Origin of the sequence: Neobacillus sp. SAB-20_R2A (genome assembly GCF_049568635.1) — a bacterium.
Lineage (GTDB): Bacteria > Bacillota > Bacilli > Bacillales > Cytobacillaceae > Neobacillus > Neobacillus citreus.
The window spans coordinates 2,578,981-2,598,594 of record NZ_CP145895.1 but is presented as its reverse complement, the minus strand read 5'-3'; the positions used below and the strand labels follow the sequence as shown (position 1 = coordinate 2,598,594).

The 19,614-nt window shown below is 39.4% G+C and carries 17 protein-coding genes; 7 read left to right on the top strand and 10 right to left on the bottom strand.

What is annotated here, in order from left to right; translation table 11 throughout:
* The first annotated feature begins 130 nt into the window (after window positions 1-130).
* Window positions 131-925 carry an EcsC family protein gene (locus V5M37_RS12680; RefSeq protein WP_423802620.1) on the top strand — a complete coding sequence of 265 codons (795 nt, stop codon included), beginning with the start codon at window positions 131-133 and terminating at the stop codon, window positions 923-925.
* A gap of 75 nt (window positions 926-1,000) precedes the next feature.
* On the top strand, window positions 1,001-1,384 hold the full coding sequence (locus V5M37_RS12675; protein ID WP_213140186.1) for a VOC family protein: 384 nt from the start codon (window positions 1,001-1,003) through the stop codon (window positions 1,382-1,384).
* A gap of 68 nt (window positions 1,385-1,452) precedes the next feature.
* Here the strand turns inward: V5M37_RS12675 and V5M37_RS12670 are convergent, their stop codons facing one another.
* Window positions 1,453-2,568, bottom strand: coding sequence for a UDP-N-acetylmuramoyl-tripeptide--D-alanyl-D-alanine ligase (locus V5M37_RS12670; protein WP_423802240.1), 1,116 nt, complete (start codon window positions 2,566-2,568; stop codon window positions 1,453-1,455).
* A gap of 210 nt (window positions 2,569-2,778) precedes the next feature.
* Between V5M37_RS12670 and V5M37_RS12665 the strand changes: the two genes are divergently transcribed.
* Window positions 2,779-4,155, top strand: coding sequence for a YheC/YheD family protein (locus V5M37_RS12665; RefSeq protein ID WP_423802239.1), 1,377 nt, complete (start codon window positions 2,779-2,781; stop codon window positions 4,153-4,155).
* Window positions 4,156-4,324: 169 nt separating this feature from the next.
* Here V5M37_RS12665 and V5M37_RS12660 read toward each other — a convergent pair whose 3' ends face one another.
* Complete coding sequence (locus V5M37_RS12660) at window positions 4,325-5,236, bottom strand: DMT family transporter (RefSeq protein WP_423802238.1); 912 nt, start codon at window positions 5,234-5,236, stop codon at window positions 4,325-4,327.
* Window positions 5,237-5,458: 222 nt separating this feature from the next.
* Between V5M37_RS12660 and V5M37_RS12655 the strand changes: the two genes are divergently transcribed.
* Together V5M37_RS12655 and V5M37_RS12650 are read left to right on the top strand one after the other, a co-directional pair.
* Window positions 5,459-6,082, top strand: coding sequence for a TetR/AcrR family transcriptional regulator (locus V5M37_RS12655; RefSeq protein ID WP_423802237.1), 624 nt, complete (start codon window positions 5,459-5,461; stop codon window positions 6,080-6,082).
* 35 nt (window positions 6,083-6,117) lie between these two features.
* The gene (locus V5M37_RS12650) at window positions 6,118-7,629 is read left to right on the top strand and encodes a DHA2 family efflux MFS transporter permease subunit (RefSeq protein WP_423802236.1); all 1,512 of its coding nucleotides are present in this window, start codon (window positions 6,118-6,120) and stop codon (window positions 7,627-7,629) included.
* Window positions 7,630-7,681: 52 nt separating this feature from the next.
* Here the strand turns inward: V5M37_RS12650 and yeiL are convergent, their stop codons facing one another.
* Window positions 7,682-8,353 carry a transcriptional regulator YeiL gene (gene yeiL, locus V5M37_RS12645; RefSeq protein ID WP_423802235.1) on the bottom strand — a complete coding sequence of 224 codons (672 nt, stop codon included), beginning with the start codon at window positions 8,351-8,353 and terminating at the stop codon, window positions 7,682-7,684.
* 79 nt (window positions 8,354-8,432) lie between these two features.
* Here yeiL and V5M37_RS12640 point away from each other — a divergent pair, with 79 nt between their 5' ends.
* The gene (locus tag V5M37_RS12640; protein ID WP_423802234.1) at window positions 8,433-9,581 is read left to right on the top strand and encodes an MFS transporter; all 1,149 of its coding nucleotides are present in this window, start codon (window positions 8,433-8,435) and stop codon (window positions 9,579-9,581) included.
* A gap of 48 nt (window positions 9,582-9,629) precedes the next feature.
* Here the strand turns inward: V5M37_RS12640 and hprK are convergent, their stop codons facing one another.
* The 7 genes from hprK to V5M37_RS12605 all read right to left on the bottom strand — a co-directional run bounded on the left by hprK (window position 9,630) and on the right by V5M37_RS12605 (window position 18,845).
* A complete protein-coding gene (gene hprK / locus V5M37_RS12635) occupies window positions 9,630-10,565 on the bottom strand; it encodes an HPr(Ser) kinase/phosphatase (protein WP_378581670.1) in 936 nt (311 codons plus the stop codon).
* A gap of 168 nt (window positions 10,566-10,733) precedes the next feature.
* Window positions 10,734-11,378: a response regulator gene (locus tag V5M37_RS12630; RefSeq protein WP_423802619.1), complete on the bottom strand. Its 645-nt coding sequence runs from the start codon at window positions 11,376-11,378 to the stop codon at window positions 10,734-10,736.
* Between the two features lie 9 nt (window positions 11,379-11,387).
* Window positions 11,388-12,527 (bottom strand): sensor histidine kinase, encoded by a 1,140-nt coding sequence (locus V5M37_RS12625; protein WP_423802233.1) that lies wholly within the window; start codon window positions 12,525-12,527, stop codon window positions 11,388-11,390.
* Window positions 12,528-12,688: 161 nt separating this feature from the next.
* Window positions 12,689-14,248: a malate:quinone oxidoreductase gene (locus tag V5M37_RS12620; RefSeq protein ID WP_423802232.1), complete on the bottom strand. Its 1,560-nt coding sequence runs from the start codon at window positions 14,246-14,248 to the stop codon at window positions 12,689-12,691.
* 332 nt (window positions 14,249-14,580) lie between these two features.
* Window positions 14,581-15,927 (bottom strand): TrkH family potassium uptake protein, encoded by a 1,347-nt coding sequence (locus V5M37_RS12615; RefSeq protein WP_423802231.1) that lies wholly within the window; start codon window positions 15,925-15,927, stop codon window positions 14,581-14,583.
* Between the two features lie 124 nt (window positions 15,928-16,051).
* Window positions 16,052-16,711 (bottom strand): response regulator transcription factor, encoded by a 660-nt coding sequence (locus V5M37_RS12610; RefSeq protein ID WP_423802230.1) that lies wholly within the window; start codon window positions 16,709-16,711, stop codon window positions 16,052-16,054.
* Entirely contained in the window at window positions 16,692-18,845 is a 2,154-nt protein-coding gene (locus tag V5M37_RS12605; protein ID WP_423802229.1) for an ATP-binding protein, read from the bottom strand. Before V5M37_RS12605 ends, V5M37_RS12610 begins: the two co-directional genes overlap by 20 nt.
* Before the next feature lie 199 nt (window positions 18,846-19,044).
* On the opposite strand from V5M37_RS12605, the gene V5M37_RS12600 reads away from it, so the two are divergent.
* Window positions 19,045-19,608, top strand: a complete 564-nt coding sequence (locus V5M37_RS12600) for a hypothetical protein (protein ID WP_423802228.1) — start codon at window positions 19,045-19,047, stop codon at window positions 19,606-19,608.
* Window positions 19,609-19,614 lie beyond the last annotated feature (6 nt).

The window sequence follows — 19,614 nt, the reverse complement described above, 5'->3', positions numbered from 1 at the left end:
TTGAACTATACAGTCAACGTGATGGTTTTTAAACAAATGTTTTTGGACAAATTGGTTGAAACTACTCTTATAGTTGAAACGTAAAACATTTAAGAAATTAATCGATTTGGAGTTGATTTATTTGACAGCAATGGACTCAGCTGATTTTTTAAAAAGTGAATTACGGAAGATTGAAAAATGGGAAAAAGATCAAAAGGGCCTATGGTTTTGGGAGAAAATCGGCCGCCTGCCGTTTGTTTTGCTTGATAAACTTACACCTAAATCAATTCAGGAAAAGCTTGGCACAGCCATTGATGAATTGGGAGGCTACATACAAACGGGCGGACAATACTTGATTAATGAGGATGGTATTTTAAAAAAGTTTGACCGTGAAGTGGTAAGTTTTAATCAAGTACAAGAGATGCCAATCAGCAAAATGGATGCAGTAGCCGAACAAATTCGAAATTCGCGAACCAATATGGCTACTGTTCAAGGTGCCACAACCGGGATTGGCGGAATATTTACACTTGCTATCGATATTCCCTTACTAATCGGTATGTCCCTAAAGGTACTACAGGAAGTCGCTTTGTGCTATGGATATGACCCAAGGGAGAAATCGGAGCGAATCTTCATTGTGAAATGCTTGCAGTTTGCTTCCTCTGATATTGTTGGGAAAAAAGCCATTCTAGATGATCTCGCGGCATTTGAGGAGAAGAAGCAGAACACCCAAATTTTTTCGCAATTGCAGGGCTGGCGTGAGGTTGTTATGACCTATCGGGACAACTTTGGCTGGAAAAAGCTGTTTCAAATGATTCCGATTGCCGGGATTATTTTTGGGGCATTTGTTAATAAATCACTTATTGGGGATGTTGCGGAAACTGGGATTATGCTGTATCGAAAACGGAGAATATTGGAAAGAATGCATCAGTTGGAACGAGCCCATTAATAATTTAAAATAGTTTCTCCCTCTCCTTTGTGTCAAAATTTGGTATAATAAAATCAAATAGATAGGAGTGAATTTATGATTAATATTTTAGGTCAAGTTATGGTTTATGTTAACAATCAGGATGAAGCGGTAAAATTTTGGACAGAAAAGGTTGGATTTACGGTTATTTCAGAGGAAGATAACGGTCAAGGCATGCGTTGGATTGAAGTCGCCCCGACCAATCAGACTGAGACAAGCATCATTCTGCACAATAAAGAATTCGTATCTAAAATGGCACCTGAGTTAAATCTTGGCACTCCCTCTTTAATGTTTTTCACAAAAAATCTTGAACAATTACATAGCGACTTATCAAACAAAAACGTTACAGTTGGAGAAATTGTTAATATGCCTAATGGTAAGGTGTTTAATTTTGCAGACAGTGAAAATAACTACTTTGCCGTGATGGAAAGAAACAAGTAAGAATTGAGGGATATTCTCCTGGGTAAAGAGAAATAGCATGGATCTGATTCCATGCTTTTTCTTTTGAATTATTTAAAATAGTCCCTTAAAAACATAGCTGTATCAATCATTTTTACTCTCATGGCATTCTCCATTCCAAAATACCCTTTAATCAGAACAGTTGTTTTTTCCTTTATTTGACCAACAAGCGTTTGATGCAATTCATCGATAGAATGAAAATGCTTCACATTTTCATCGGCTATACCGGATTGATTTGCAGCCTCTCCTATTATTTTTGTTCCTTCCCCTACTGTATAAAGATAATCAATTTTACAGCTAGCTACATAACTTCCTATATCTCTATAGGCTTGTTCCTCATGAATGCCTAAGTCAAACATGCAGCCCAAAATAGCAATTTTTGTATCCTTACCAATATTGGATAAGACATTAATGGCTTCTTTCATAGCATCAGGTTTTGCATTAAAAGTATCATTAATGATGGTTATTTCATTTTTTAAATGATAGATTGTTAAGCGGCCAAACGTTTGATAAAAGTTTTCTAATCCAAGACGTATATCATTTATGGACAATCCTAATCGATGGGAAACTGCTATAGCAAATAAAGCATTATACACATTATGTTTACCGAAAATCGGAATATAAAATGGGCAGTCCATACCATCCATTTCAACCCGAAAATTCATTCCATTCTCAGTGTAATAAATTTCCCTCGCCTGATAGTTGGCTTTGTTTTGAATGCCTATAGAAAGAATTTCGCCCCGAAAATCCCCTTTATCCAACAATTTTGAATTCAGATCGTCCTCGTTTAAAAATAAAATCCCATCTGATTTCATTCCTTTAATCAATTCTGACTTCGCGGCTATTACACCAAATTCCTGGTCCTCAAAATTTCCAATATGGGCTATTCCGACATTGGTGATGATTCCGATATTTGGTTGAATAAGTTTGCAATGCTCCGTAATATTCCCAGCATGTGTCATCCCGTATTCTAAAACCAGCGCCTCATAAGTAGGATCAATTTGCTTCACATACTGAGATGTAAACCAAACGTCATTGCCATTTTCATATGACTTAAAAACCTTCCAGCGCCTCTGTATAATAGATGACACCATTTCTTTAGTAGTTGTTTTCCCTGAACTTCCTGTAATGGCTATAATCGGTTTTTCTATACCAATATTATCCACTTTCAATCACCCGCTTTTCACATGAGGATTAATATATAAAACTCCTTTTCAAAAATGGAGCTTTCAATTAACAGGTTATGAAAAAAGAAATAAAATTGTTATACGAAAATAGAAATCACCCCAAAAACCACACCTATTTTTGGTACAACCCCATGCGAAATTATTCCAAACATAATATACTACTATAAAACAATTTGAAAAGGTGATGAAGTGTCACAGAATAATATTGTTCATATTCATTTTCTTGAGGAGAACCCAAACAGGGAACTATTAATCTCTCGGAAGTTGTGGAAGGAATTTGGTTTAAACAGGCGTAATTATTATATTCAGTTTGGTCATCGGATTATCGTAGCAAAAGTTATCCCTATTGACTGCAACGAATCAGAAATTTATTTGTCCTCAATATTAATAAAAGAGTTAATGATCCCTTTCCCCTGCCAGTTAAGGGCTCATTTTGATAATGGCACACTGCGGATAGGCCCATTAGTAGGAATATTAATGGCAGATAGCTCTCACAGTCAATTTTTTGAATATCTACTGTCGACGCTGAAGAATGAACCAATATCCATTTTTCTTTTTACTCCTCAGGTAATCGATTGGTCGAAAAAAAACGTCACAGGTACATTTCTCGAGACGACAACAGATGGTTCAAAAAAATGGCTGGAATGCCAAGTTCCTTTCCCTAACGTGGTCTACAACCGAATCTATGGGAGGGAAAATGAACAAAAAGAGATTTTTAGCGTCTTCAAGAAGAATATCAATCTTTATACTAGCGCTAAAATGTTTAATTCTTCTTTTTTTAATAAAGACATGGTTTACCAACAACTCAATTCCCATCCTGAGATTATGAAACATATCCCTGATACATGTTTAGCCCCGTCCGTTTCAGACATACAGGACTTTTTAAACAGGTACCAAGTAATTTTTCTTAAACCAGTAACAGGAAGTTTTGGATATGGTATTTTCAAGGTATGTTACCAAAATGGGACAGGCTTTCTATGCCAATACCGTGAAGATTCACAAGAAGTGTCTCGGGTTTATAAGAGTTTAGACGACCTCGCTGATCATCACTTTAAGAATGGATTATTATCCACCTATCTTTTGCAGCAAGGTATCGATCTAGCTTGCGTCGACGAACAAACCTTTGACTTTAGAATCCATCTTAATAAAGACGGTTATAACAAATGGCAGCCAACCGCAATGGTTCCCTTTTTGACGAATAGAAATCAAGTAACCACACAATCCGGAAAGTATACCTCAAGAGACGTTCTTAAAGAAGTATTTTGTGAGCGGAGTATCGAATTAACGAAGCAAGTGAAAGATGCAGCAATCTATGCGGTCACAGCAATGGAATCTTCCCTAAATCAACTTATTGGAGAGGTTGGAATTGATATCGGTATTGATAAGAATGGTCATATTTGGATCTTTGAAATTAATTCGAAGCCTAGCCACATGATAACGATTAGCGAAAGTCTTATGAATGAGTATCAGCATTCCACCCGCTGCCTAAGTGAATTTTTCCAATACTTGGCGGGCTACCGAATGAAACACGGGGACGGTTCTGCTGCATCACCTGATGCAAATTAAACGGAGTATAGGTAAATTTATATTCTGGAAACCCTTTAAAAGCCCCATAGCTTGACAAGTTGACGTCAAAAGCCGCCATAAATGGCGGCTTTCTTTTGAATTGGAAAAACTCCTTCGATATTTCAAATAAACAAGAGGATCTTTGGTTTTACAGAACTGCTTCCCTTCATTAGTTTGCATGCCGTATTCCCATATCTGCAGCCGTTTTACGTGAGACTTTGTGGTTAATTAGGTAAATGCTTAACAGAATTAATACCATGCCGCCAAATAAGCTAGCTGTAAACGGCTCGTTTAACATAAATGTTCCGATGACCACGCTGATCATTGGTACAAGGAACGTGAAGGAACCAACCTTGCTGGCTTCACCTGCACTCATTAATTTCAGGTAGGCAGCCGTTGCTAAGGTTACACCGAAGATACCCGCATATAGCAGGCTCCAAACAAATGAAGCGTTCCAGTGAATGGCGTGCAGGTTTTCGGTGTATGCGCCATAACCAAACATTAGCAAACCACCGATGATATTTTGGATGGCTACAAGCCATAGGTTATGCACAAGTGCACTAGTTTTTTTGACATAGACAGTGCCGATGGCCCAGCCCATTCCGGTAATGAGTGCAAGAATAATTCCAATTGCAGAAATTTTTCCCGACATCCCTTCAAGACTTACCACGACCACGCCAAGAAATCCAATGACCATGCCTAGAATTTTCTTTGCTGATAAGGATTCCTTCAGCCACATCCAAGCTAGCAAAACCACAAGCACGGGTTGCAGATACACAATAACGCTAAATAAGCCGGAAGGAAGATACTGCAAGCCAATCATCTGGATACCGTTGAACATAAGGATATTAAAAAATGTTGAAATAAGATAAATAGACCACGTTTTTTTCCATTGAATTTTTCGCCATTGCGGGATTAAAATTAACGCCAAAAAAACCCCGCCAATCACTCCACGTAGTCCGGCAAAAAGCATCGGCGGCGAATAATTGAGAGACACTTTGTAGACCGGCCACATTGTTCCCCAAATTAGAACAACAAAAGCAATGCCAAGGGCCGTCTTTGTTCTGGACAATTGCTCCATTTTTTAAAAGTACCTCCCCTAAACAATGTATTAATGATGTAAATTATTTCACATTTTCCATTCTATCACCTTTTTCAGAATATTGTTTGAATTGTGCTTTTCGATTTACTAAATAAGGTGTGACACAGTGTCATTTTAAGTGTTGACTTATGACAACGTGTCACATATAATATTTCTTATCAAGAATTGTGACACAGTGTCACAGCAGATAGGAGAATATTGATGCCTAAACAAACGTTTTTTCATTTACCAAAAGATAAACAGGATACTTTAATTCAATCTGCCAGGAAAGAATTCTCTAGGGTCCCATTACACGAAGCATCCATTGCCAACATTATCAAAGATGCTGGAATACCTAGAGGAAGCTTTTACCAATATTTTGAGGACAAAGAGGATCTGTTTTATTACTTGTTAAGCCGGCTCTCACAAATCAATTATGAGAGATTTGTTTCAACCCTAAAGACTTATGACGGTGATTTATTTAATACGTTTATTGACTCATTTCAATTAATGATCAAATACCTTAGAAATCCGGAGCACCAAAATCTTTTTAAAAATGCTTTTTTAAATATGAACTATAAAATGCAAAATACTTTGGCCAATAACATTTATGAAGAGGATCAGAAAAAACGATATTTAGATATGGTTAACTTAATTAACATAAGTAATTTAAGCATTAAGGATGAACAAGAGCTGCATCACGTTATAAAAATTATAAACGCAGTCACATTCCATAACCTCGTGCAAATGTTTGTAAAGGATTTATCGGATGAAGAAACTTTTCAAAATTATATCAGCCAGCTTGACTTGCTAAAACGCGGGTTATATAAAGTAGAACACCAATGAATTCCCTTAAAGGGATAAAAAGGAGAAAAACATATATGGATTCAACATTACAACAAAAGAAAACACCCTATTTAATGCTTGCGATTTTATTTGTCGGAGCATTTGTTTCCTTTTTAAATAATTCACTTTTAAATGTAGCGCTGCCATCAATGATGACAGATTTAAATATTAAAGATTATTCCACTATCCAGTGGCTTGCAACAGGATATATGCTAGTTAGCGGCGTTTTAATTCCTGCCTCAGCATTTTTGTTAACACGCTTTTCGAATCGTGGTTTATTTATAACATCTCTCGCCATTTTCACACTAGGTACTGCATTAGCAGCCTATGCTCCAAACTTTAGTGTATTACTTACCGGGCGATTGGTTCAAGCAGCAGGTTCTTCCGTAATGGGGCCATTATTAATGAATGTGATGCTAATCAGCTTCCCACGGGAAAAACGCGGAACTGCAATGGGAGTTTTCGGATTAGTTATGATTACAGCTCCTGCAATCGGGCCGACTTTATCTGGTTATATTGTAGAAAATTATGACTGGCGTTTACTGTTCGAAATGATTTTGCCGTTAGCTGTCATTAGTTTAGTATTAGCTATTTGGAAGCTTGAGAATGTAATGGAACAAAATAAAAATGCCAAACTGGATTATTTCTCAGTTGTATTATCTTCTATCGGCTTTGGCGGTTTGTTATATGGTTTCAGTTCTGCAAGCTCAGACGGATGGACAGATACAATCGTCTTAACCACTTTAATCGTTGGCGCTATTGCCTTAATTGCCTTTATCGTCCGTCAATTAAAAATGGCTGAACCATTACTGGATTTACGTGTCTATAAATATCCAATGTTTGCACTTGGCTCAGTTATCGCGATTGTCAATGCAGTAGCGATGTTCTCCGGGATGATTTTAACACCGGCATATGTACAAAATGTCCGTGGCATATCCCCGCTTGATTCAGGATTAATGATGCTGCCTGGTGCGATTGTGATGGGGATTATGTCGCCGATAACAGGGAAATTATTTGATAAATTTGGTCCTCGCATTCTTGGTGTAACAGGACTTGTCGTTACAGCCATTTCAACTTATATGCTGGCAAACCTGCAAATTGACTCAAGCCACGCCTATATAATACTTGTTTACACTCTCCGTATGTTTGGGATGTCAATGGTAATGATGCCAATTATGACAAACGGACTTAACCAATTGCCAACGCGCTTGAATCCGCACGGTACAGCTGTAAATAACACCGCACAGCAGGTGTCAGGTTCAATTGGTACAGCGGTTCTTGTTACCATTATGAATTCCGTTACTAAAACAGAAGCTCAAAGTCTAGTGGCTGGCGTAGATCCAACAACCTTTACCGCTGCTTCAAAAGCGCTATTAACACAGAAAGCTCTATTAGCAGGCATTCAATATTCATTCTATGTAGCACTTGGCATAAATATTGTCGCCCTAATCCTAGCCTTATTCGTTAAACGAGTCGATACAAGCAAAGAGTCGGTAAGACAATTAGACCAGCAAAAAAATAACCCTACCAAAGCGGTAGCACATTAATGGTTTGTGGGGGACGGTTCTTCATTTGATGCACAAGAACCGTCCCCATGCTTCATTCTGCTCTCAACATTCCTGCCAATTCTTCCAAGGCGCTCAGCTGTTGAATGCGGTAGTGGCGCCCCTCTTTTTTTAAATAGCCTTTTTCGCAAAATTGCCCGAGCACGTGCAGCAGGTGGCGGTATGAAACTCCTAAAAAGTCACATACCGAAACATGTTTTTCCTTATATATTCTTTCATCAGCCGTTTGCAAAATAAATTCGGCAAGCCGGTTTTCAAGCGGGAACGCGAGGCTTTGCGAATATTTTGCGGCCATTTTAGTTGCTTTGGCACTTAATAACTTTGTCAATTCACGCAAGAACACTACATCTTCAAGCAGCTGTGTGCGGAAGCGATGAAAAGGAAGGGCAAAGCAAACCGTCTTTGTAGTGGCTTGAATCCCTTTTGTATAGTACACATCGTTTAATAATTCCATTTCTCCTACATATTCGTTCTCATTGATAAAGTTAATTAACGAAACTTTCCCATTTAGATGCGTTAAATAAATCTTCGCTTTGCCTTCAATGACATAATATAAAAAATCCGGTCGCATTCCCTCTTGAATAATCCACTCATCTCGTTTATATTCACGCACCTCTACAAACTCGTCAATTGGAAAAGAAAATAAATGGGCGATGGAGTGTTCTTCCAAATATCGTTTTCGTTTTTGATTTTTATAAATTTCCATAATCCACCTCAGAATATGAGATATCTCATATTATTGTACGATTCCACATGATATCATGCAAATCATGAGGTGAAACATTATGAACACACAACGCTGGATGAGCAGCCAGTTTTTTACTTTTTATTTGACTTGGGGCGTCTTCCTTCCATATTGGACGGGTTGGATGATTCATACAAAAGGAATTTCGATTTCACAAGCCAGTTTAATTATGAGTTTAGGTTTGGTTGTTCGGGGCATTTCCACATTAATGGCGTATCCATATTTTTCGAGGAAGTTCAGCAGTAAAACTTTATTAAATGGGATGGCAATTGGGACATTGGTATCCATTCTGTGTTATATTCCTTCGAATTCCTTTGCCAGCATACTACTTGTAACGCTGCTAATAAACTTTTTTTACCCTACATTGATGCCTGCTCTGGATACCGCGGCTGGCATCCTAGTACAGAGTAAGCAATTAAAACATTATGGAAAGAGTCGTTCATGGGGGTCTATAGGGTTTGTCGTTGCTGGCATGGTCTTAACAGTCTTTACAGGAGCACTTGGGGATATAGTCATTTTATGGGCGCTCTTAATCGGTACTATGGTTTTCGTTGGGCTAGGCCTGATGCCAGCACCATTAGTTTTATCTGAAAAACCACAACCGAACCAAACAAAAAAAGCTAGAATGCTGAACTTATTTCGCATCAAACACTTTGGTTTGGTGCTCGTGATTGTGATCTTACTGCAGGCTGCCCATGCAACTTATTACACCTATGGATATATTTTTTTACAAGAAATACATTCACCTAAATATTTAATCGGCGTAATCCTGAATATTGCCGTGATCGCAGAAATCATTTTCTTCTTAATTGCCGATCGGTATTTTCAGCGATTTTCTGCAGGGTCTTTACTAGCACTTTCAGCTTTAGGTTCAACTGTACGTTGGATATTAGTATTTATTTTTCCAAATGTGTTGGTCTTCTCTATCTCCCAAGTTTTGCATTCACTTTCGTTCGCCATGGGTCATTACGCCTTTATGAAATACTTGATCAAAAATATACCACACCAGCAGATACCGAATGCACAAGGCATGTATTCAGCACTTGCACTAAGCTGGAGCACAGCGGTATTCACTATATTCGGCGGGTATCTATATGAAATCGAGCCGCGATTCGCCTTTATCGGCATGATTGTTTGTTCCATCCCATCGATGGTGCTTGCTCTTGTATATCGGAAACTTGAAAAATAGGGACGGTTTTTGTGCATCCTATGATGCACAAAAACCGTCCCTTTGTATTCATTCAATACTAGAATTCGTAATATCAGCCTCTATCCTGCTCAGGAACTCTTCTGCGGCGCTGTAACCTTGCTGCTTCAAATACCAGTTATTTGCAGCTGCCTCGATTAACCCAGCTACATCACGTCCTGGCTGAAGTTGGATTTCAATGGAAGGTATCTTAACACCCATATAGTCTGTAGAATGAACTTCTTGATCCAAATCATTATACAAGGCATCTTTTTCCCATCTGGTCAAATTAATATCCAGCGCGATTCGTGTTTCGTCCTGAAAAGCCTTGCGTCCATATAACCGAACCACATTCAGCAGCCCAATACTGCGAAGAGCCAAAAACTCTTTGGTTTTCTCATCATGAGTACCCAGAATGGTTTGATGACTAAGTTTTTTTAGAACAACAATATCATCCGCTACCAGCCGATGTCCCCGGCGGATTAAGGTGTGTGCTGTCTCGCTTTTTCCGACCCCCGAATTTCCGCGAATTAAGACCCCAATACCGGATACATTCATACAAACTCCATGCACAGCAATTTCCGGTGCTAATTCTTTCACCAAATACGCATCCAATTTGGGAATAAACTCTGATGTAATCTCAGGCTTATTTGTCAACAACAAGGGGATGCCCTGTTCAACACAGTGTTGATTCAAATAGGTAAGTCCTTCTTCACCACAAGTTACGATAAAGCACGGCGGATGATAATGGACAATATTTCCGATTCGGATTTTCCGTTCCTCTTTACTTAACCTATGTAAATAAGTAACTTCCTTTTTTCCTAAAATTTGAACTCGCTCTGTTGGAAAAAAGTCAAAATGGCCAACAAATTCCAAGCCCGGACGATGCACCCGTGATTGCGTTATCACATTCTGAAGCTTACTTTCACCAGCAAGCACCTTCAATGAAAACTTCTCAACCAAGTTTTCAACTGTTATTTTCTTCACTACTAAACTCCCCTCAATTAGTCTTTATATAATTGCATTATACTTAGATTAATGGAATCATCATCATTATCAAAATAAATTGTTGTTTCTATCAAGCCTTGTCCATGTAGAATACTCCCTCGGTATTTCTGGTAAAGGACGAAGAAACATAAAACCCGTCCCCATGCATCATTTTTCCTTTAAATAAATAATCAGCTCTGAACGGCTTTTGAGTTCTAGCTTATCTAGAATGCGGGAAACATAGTTTTTAACTGTTCCTTCTGATAAAAATAATGTCGCGCTGATGGTCTTATTGCTTTTTCCTTGCATAATTTGTTCCACGACTTCTATTTCTCTTGGTGTAAGTATTTTGGACAAGTCTTTCTTTTCTGTGGTAGATGCCTGCTGAGATTCAGGAACATTCCGGAGGACGCTGATTAGTTTACTTGTTACATCTGAATGAAGTAGCATCGTTCCTTCGTGTGCGGCCTTTATTGCCTTAATAATCTCTTTTAGGTCGGAGTCCTTTAGAATAAAACCGTCTGCCCCATTCTTCAGTCCGTTAAAAATATACTCATCTTCATTAAAGGTGGTTAAGATGATTACTTTCACATTTGGATATTTTTCCTTAACTGCTTTTGTAGCCTCGATGCCATTCATGACAGGCATTCTAATGTCCATTAGTATCACATTTGGCGTCATTCTTTCCAATAATGCAATAAGTTCTTCCCCATTCGTTGCTTCCCCGATAATCCGAATCTCTTCATTTAAGCTAAGCAACATTTTTAAACCATCCCGGACAATTCCTTGGTCATCTACAATTATCACGTCAATCACTTTTCATCACTCCACATTTGTCACAAATGGAATTTCTGCTTCCACCGCAAAACCGTGTCCCTTGGCCGACACAAACTGAATACTCCCTCTCAATAAATGGATTCGTTCCTCCATTCCCCGCAGGCCGTGGGATTTTTTAATATCGGTACACCCTTCCCCGTCGTCCTCTACTTTCACCAGCGCCTTTTTTTCATTTACAAAAATATCAATATGAAACGTACGGGCATTCCCATGCTTAATCCCGTTCGTAATGGCTTCCCTCACGGTTTCAAAAATTCCATTTTGAATGTCGCGGCTTGCGAACTCAACGGTGTCATCGAAAAATAATTCAAATTGCAATCTGCCGGCGGTTTGCAAGCTATCTATTAAATCCTCAATAGAGTCGCGCAGTTTAACCTTATCTTTCCATGCCTGATTATCCTTTAAAACGTCAACTGCTTTACGAAGGTTCGTTATCGATGTTTGGGAAATGACTAAGGCTTTCTTCATGACATCCTTTGATTTTTCTGGGTTTGAATCCATCATATTATCGGCAAATTCCAGGTGCATTTTTAAGGCGATCAGAGCATGGCCAATGGAATCATGGAGCTCCTGGGCAATTCTAGTCCGCTCTTTTATAATCGTGATTTCCTTCAGTTTGGCATTTGCCTCCATTAATTCAGCATTGAGCAGATTTCCCTTCTCCCTTTCTCTGCTGTTGCTCCGAACAAGGTAGATTAGGGCCATCAAAGCTAAGTAAGGGATTAATGCTTGTTGGATTCCTGCCTTAAGCGCAAACATACCGATTACAAACATGAAAATATGAAGAATGACCAGACCAATTTGTATAGTCGGCCGATAAATAAAAATTTCAACGATTGGAAAAATAAAATAAATATTTAGCGGTATGTTATCAAATTGAATCACATATAAACCGATTGCTATAATACTTACCGACATCGATATATAGTAGATTATACGATTTTTTTCATATAGTTGGTAATAATTTCTGTAAATATCATTTAAATGCAAAATAACCAATCCTATAATGAAAGCCGCCTTTATAGGAATCGAAGAAGGAGACTGCCCCATAATATCAATCGAAGCCATAATGATCAGGATGATTCGAAAAATCATCATTACCGAGGGGGTTTTATGTTTTTCCATGACATAACATCACATCCATCCAATTAGTTTCAATTTTAATTGCATTATACTATTCTGCTAAAAAACTGAATAGCTATCAAAAGTCATACAAAAATGAAAAATGGGGACGGTTCTTCTGCATCTGATGCAGAAGAACCGTCCCCATGAAACTTCCCATAAACTTAAACTGATACAGGTTCCTTTTCTACACTACGTTTCTCTTTCGATAAATCCTTCTTATTGTTTACAGGTGCGCGTCCTTTACTTAAGCCAAGTGCAAACGCTGTTGAAGCATGAATTTCGTCGAAAAGCTCTGGGTTTTCCACTAGTGAAATGCCATAAGATGGTATCATTTCTTTTATTTTTGGTTCCCACGCTTCGCGGTGCTGAGGGAAACATTTTTTTATGATCTCGAGCATGACGGAAACAGCTGTTGATGCACCTGGTGAAGCACCGAGCAATGCTGCGACTGAGCCATCTGCTGCAGTAACCACTTCAGTACCAAATTGAAGCGTTCCTTTACCGCCCGCTTCTGTATCTTTAATAACTTGTACACGTTGTCCGGCTACCACGATATCCCAATCTTCGCTTTTTGCATTTGGAATAAATTCGCGCAGCTCTTCGATACGCTGTTCCTTCGATAACATTAGTTGTTGGATCAAGTATTTTGTTAATGGAATATTTTTGGCACCTGCCGCCAACATTGTAATGACATTATTTGGTTTGACAGAACCTAATAAGTCCATATTTGAACCAGTTTTCAAAAATTTGGGTGAAAAACCCGCAAATGGTCCAAACAATAGTGATTTTTTGTTATCGATAAATCGTGTGTCAAGATGCGGCACTGACATTGGAGGAGCACCAACCGCAGCCTTGCCGTATACTTTTGCATGATGCTTGTTTACAACCTCAGGATTGTTACATACTAAGAATAGTCCACTTACAGGGAATCCTCCAACATGTTTACTTTCAGGAATACCGGTTTTTTGCAGTAAAGGCAAGGAGCCGCCGCCGCCGCCAATAAAGATAAATTTTGCAGTATGGCGTTCAATTTCACCGGTTTCCATATTCCACACTTTTAATTCCCATAGTCCATCCTCAGTACGTTTAATATCATCAACTTGATGTTTGTATTTAATATCAACGTTTTGATTCTTTAAATGTTCAGTCAACATGCGTGTTAAAGCACCAAAGTTTACATCCGTACCAGAGTCAATTTTTGTAGCCGCTATTGGTTCCTTAGAAGTCCGGCCTTCCATAATAAGCGGAATCCATTCTTGCAATTTTTTCGGCTCATCGGAATATTCCATCCCTTGGAACAATGGATTGTGTGAGAGTGCTTCAAAACGTTTTTTCAAGAACTCTACATTATTTTTCCCTTGTACCATACTCATATGTGGCAGCGGCATAATAAAATCGTGCGGATTGCGGATCAGATCACTGTTAACAAGATAAGACCAAAACTGTCGTGAAACCTGAAACTGTTCATTAATTTTGATAGCTTTGTTTATATCTATTGAACCGTCTGGTTTTTCTACAGTGTAGTTCAACTCGCACAGTGCAGAATGTCCAGTTCCTGCATTATTCCATTCGTTCGAGCTTTCCTCGCCTGCTTTTTCAAGCTTTTCAAAAACTGTAATTTTCCAGTCCGGTACTAATTCCTTCAAGAGTGTCCCTAAAGTGGCACTCATGATTCCGGCACCAATTAAGATAACGTCTGTTTCAGTTTGTCTGCTACTCATTTTTCCCATCCCTTATATGGTATGATTTGCAGAAAGGATGCTGGCGCCCATGCTTAAAGCAAACAGCAAGCTAAGGCGCGACTAGTTACACACCTTTTCTGGATCAATTAATTCCTTTATATAGTGTATCACTAATATCGATAGATTTAAATATTTATTACTATAATAATAGTTAGTAAGCTATTTAAAAGCTGGTAAAAGTGAGAAGTACATCCACAAGGCCCTGTATTTATCAAATCTTTTTGGCGATCGCTTACATTTTTGTAAAATCATTTTTTTATGATGAATATTTATAAACCACGCCGTTTACCTATACACGGATTATATTTCAATTATCCTATTAATATCTTTTCTTCAGCATATCTAAGTCTTGCCTCATGGCGCTGCGACATGAGCGCGAATGCCATGGTTAATGGCCCAAGGCGACCGATGAACATCATTAAAGTGATTAAAAGTTTTCCATAAGGTGATAAATCCCCTGTGATACCCGTTGACAATCCGACTGTTCCGAATGCCGAAATGGTTTCAAAAAGCAGCTTATTCATCGGCATATCTTCTGTGTAGGTCAGCAAAAAGAATATCGTAAAAATAAAAATGATGGCGGACACCCCAATGGATAAAGATTTATTGACCAAGCTCCAGGAAATTCTTCTTTTAAAAATATTAACATCGCTTCGATTCGTCAACACTGTCCAAAAGGCAAATATGATAATGGCAAAGGTCGTAACCTTAATACCTCCGCCCGTAGAGCCCGAAGAAGCACCGATAAACATCAATGCCATCGTAAAAACTTGAGAGGACAGCGTCATGTGGCCAATATCAATGGTATTAAAGCCGGCCGTTCTTGGTACGACACCTTGAAAATAGGAGGCCCAGAATTTGTCGTTCCAGTTTAGGTTTCCAATCGTTGCGGGATTATGAAATTCAGAGATTAAGATAATGATTGTTCCCACAACATTAAGGATTAATGTCATAAGCAGCGCCACTTTGGAATGAAGGGACAGCTTACGTAAAGATTTTTTCTGCCAGACATCCAAAATGACTGTGAAGCCAATACCGCCGATGATAAATAAGGAAGTGATGGCTAAGTTGACGGTCGGATCCCCTACCCATTTGCTGAGATTGTCTGGTTCGAGGCCAAAACCGGCGTTGTTAAAAGCGGATATGGAATGAAAAAATCCGTAATACAAGGCTTTCGTCCATGGCATCTCAAAGGACCAGCGTATGGCTAAAATTAGCGCCCCTGTTATTTCTACAATTAAAGTTATCAAGATAATTCTAAAGACTAGCTTTACAACGCCTGAAAGTGTAAATAGGTTAAGCGAATCTTGAAGTAGAAGTCTTTCTTTCAAGCCAATTTTCTTTCCGAGGATGATAAACATGAAAATGCCTATGGTCATAAATCCCCAACCGCCAATCTGAACTAAGAAAAGCATTACCAGTTGGCCGAAAATGGTAAAGGTTGTTCCTGTATCCACAACCGCGAGACCTGTTACGCAGACAGCAGAGGTTGCCTCGAATAAGGCGTCGACAAAATGGAGGCCCCTTCCCTCCTCGTAAGTCGAAATGGGCAGCATTAATAAAAGTGTACCTAGTAAAATAAGTACCGCAAATCCGATAACCAGAATTTGCGCAGGATGAAGCTGGATAAACTTCCCTTTTTTCTTGATTAACTCCACAAATACTCCCCTTTGTTTGATAAGATATAAAATGTGTAAATATGGATAAATTTATGAATCATATCTTACTCTTGGGAGTTGGATTTGTAAATAAAAAATTTCTTTTCCCGCGTGTTGTTTCCTTTCATGATTCCATTTCAGATTCTCCCCAGTTTTGCGAGGTTTTAAAAATTTTCTTAGCCTCATGCCGGTCGGCGGCCTGCAATTTATTAAGGATATTCGTAACATGATTTGCTACAGTTTTCACACTTAAATGGAGTTTTGCAGCAATTTGTGCATTTGTTTTTTCCCCGACAATCAACTCCAATATTTCCTTTTCACGGGCAGTTAGGTCGGACAATACTGGATTTACCGATTCTATCTCTTCTGTTTTTGAAAAATAATGCACCATCCGTGCGGCAATGTCTGCGCTGAACACGGCGCCGCCATTTCCGACCATGCGAATAGAATGAAGGAGTTCCATTTCTCCGGCATCCTTTAACACATACCCGCTTGCACCCATTTTCATTGCCGTAAAAACAGATTTATCATTTTTCAGCATCGTGACAATTAGAATTTTTATTTTCGGAAATTTTTCCTTTATGATTTGAGTAGCTTCAATTCCATTTAGTCCTGGCATGCGTATATCCATGACAATGACATCCGGTTGGAGTGAGGACGCCATTTCTACAGCTTCCTCTCCTGTGGCAGCTTCTCCAATCACTTCTAAGTCATCCGTTGTTTGAATCAAATTTCGAACTCCTCCGCGAAACAACGGATGGTCATCAGCTAAAACTATTCTCATCCCTAATCACTCCTGTCGAAAAAGGCAGAACTGCCCTTACTCGTGCTCCACCCGTTTCCAAAGATTCCATTTCACATTTCCCGCCAAGCTCCAATGCTCGCTCTCTTATTGATGTTAAACCAATTCCTCCGTTTTGGGACGGCCTCAGCTTATCAGGAAACCCAGCGCCATTATCCGTAACCTCAAGTTCTAGTGTGTTTTCGACAATTGTTAAACGAACTGTGCATTTGGTCGCATTCGCGTGGCGGATTACATTGACGAGTGCTTCCGTTATAATCCGGTACGCTGCAACCTCAACTGCTGCGGGCAATACAGGCAAACTTTCCGGGGCTTCCAAGTAAATTTCAATAGAACTAACTTCCGATGTAGCAGACACTTCTTCCGACGTTTTCCTGATTTCGTCCACCCTCGCCTGGATTGAACCCAGCAGTCCAAATTCATCAAGAGTCGGTGGTCGTAATCCATGGACCATCGTACGAATTTCATCCACAGTTGAACGAATTACTTGACGCAGCCCCTCCATTAACTCCAAAGCTTTCGCTGGATTTCTTTCAATATATTGCTCGGCTGCAGCGACGTTAAAAGCTAATGACATGAGCCGAGGGGCGAGGTCATCATGAAGGTTGCGGCGAATATGGAGCCGTTCCTCTTCACGGGCCAGCACCAATCTTTCCCGTGACTGCTGCAGGTCATTTGCCAGTAATTTCATTCCCAAAGTCATTTTCACATTTTGAAGAACGGGACCAGCTTGGCGGAGAAGAACCTCAATAAGTTTATTGTCCTCACCAGTAAATACCTCATTTAAAGACCTGCTTGATAAATGAAGTGTCCCTAGCTCTTCTCCTCCATGAATAATCGGTAATGTGTGGATATCAAACTTTACTTTTCCCGATGCTGCAGCAAGTGTCTCTTTTCCGTTTATATTAACGAAAATCCCGGCGTATGGCAGGCGAAGGGCATCCCGTATTGTACCCGTCACAACGTTTAGCATCTCTTCAGGAGCAATGGGTTTGATCAAATGATCCCCAAGTTCCTTCAGTATGGTATATGGTTCATCATGTCTTCCCTTCATCAGCCTGTTCACAAGGCGCTGCAATCTTTCTTTTATTGGCGCGAAAAAAATTGCAACAATGGCGGTTGCCACTAAGGAAATGATGAAGTTGTTATCTGTCTTAAACAAGCTGCTAAAATAGAGAACTAAAAATGAGTATAGAAGAATAATAGCCAGCGACAAGGTGCCATAAACAACTGTCCGGTTCACAAGAGGGTCAATGTCCCACAGGCGATGACGAAGAATCGCAAATGCCAATGTTAATGGTATGATGGCCACAACGCCATACAGTAGTACACTTAAATAAAGATAGGATACAGGGTTTTCGCCAAAAACCGGATAGACAAAAAAACCGCTTATGATGATTGACCCCAGAAATGAAAGCGATAATCCAAAGACCACCCATTTGGTTTGCTGCCGTTCGACCCGGGTGGATATTTTTTTATATTGATAGATTTGTGAATAAATCGTCATAATAATCATGATTCCATAATTAAGCAGTCTCGCCGTGCTCGACCAATTTAATAAATCAACAACCGTGCCCGGAAAAATCAAACTAATGAACTGGATGATACAAAAAGGAGTAAAAAGGACAAGCGGCCAGCGGTGAATAAAACGTCCGTTAGGAAATATTAAGAAGAATAAGAATAAAGCCATTCTACCTACAGCCCCGATGATTTCCGGAAACTGTTCTACCAATTCGCGGCCATCTGATGCAAGGTATACCAATGATGTGTAGGTTGATCCATATGTGACCAATGCCAATACTGCCAGAAGCCCCATCATATCCCGCCTGCTTTTAATAAAAATGATGATAGCTGCTGTGAAAAATAGGAAGGCAAACGCGGATTCGATGATGACAAATAATGCCGCATACGTATTAGAGGTTAAATGGTATTTGCTTAACGCTTCAATCGTTGTTGGGGGCGCAGGTGCCAAGGAACTGCAGGACTTGAGGATACATTCGTTTCGTAGGGTGTCATAATAGCCCGCAATGGATTGAATGAAAAATACTAAGGTCAATATAGAAAAAATAATCACAAAGACTTGAAACAGGAAAATTTTCTTATTTACTCCATTCATCCAGGAACGATCCCCACCTTTTGCACCTAAGATATAGGAAAATTATAACAAGGCGACCAACTTCTGTATAGATTTGGTTTTTCCCGTTTATTCCCATAGAAACTTCCCGATTGAAATGGGAATCCCCCTCCCTTCAAATCAGGAATTCCCCTTTGATACGATTAATTCGTAAACAACAATACAAAGGGAGTTGGAAAACATGACGTTAGAAAAAATTGTTAAGGTTCTTGGGTTTATTGCTTTCTTAGGGGGAATCGCCAGAATGGGGATGACGCCGTCAGGTTTGATTTGGGGGTCAGACAGCACACCTGAACTAATCTTCGCTTTTGCCGCAAGTATATTAATGGCAATCTCGTCTATGGCTTTGTTTATGTCCCAGTCACGGCAGACAGGTGTTTTCGGTTTCATCTCCGGTCTTATTCTTTCTGCAGGAAACTTAATGCTATCGGCGACCTTCTATGGTTTGTTCGCTTACGGCGATTATCCGAAAGACGGCTTGTTCGTCAATCTTGCGAATAGTCTCTCCTACGGAGGGCTGCTGCTTGCCACGGTCATCCTGATGATTGTTACCTTTCGCGCAAAAGTGTTCCCTCGCTGGTACGCAATTGTGTTCTTGCTGATGCTTGTCTGTCTTGGCCTTCCGTTCCTCGGTGATTTCTTCGCCTTCTTCTGGGGATTGACATATGTACTGATGGGTTACTCCATCTTCACTGGAAAAGGAATCAACTTTGTTACTGTTAAAAAAGAGGAAATTGCCTCATAAAATTAT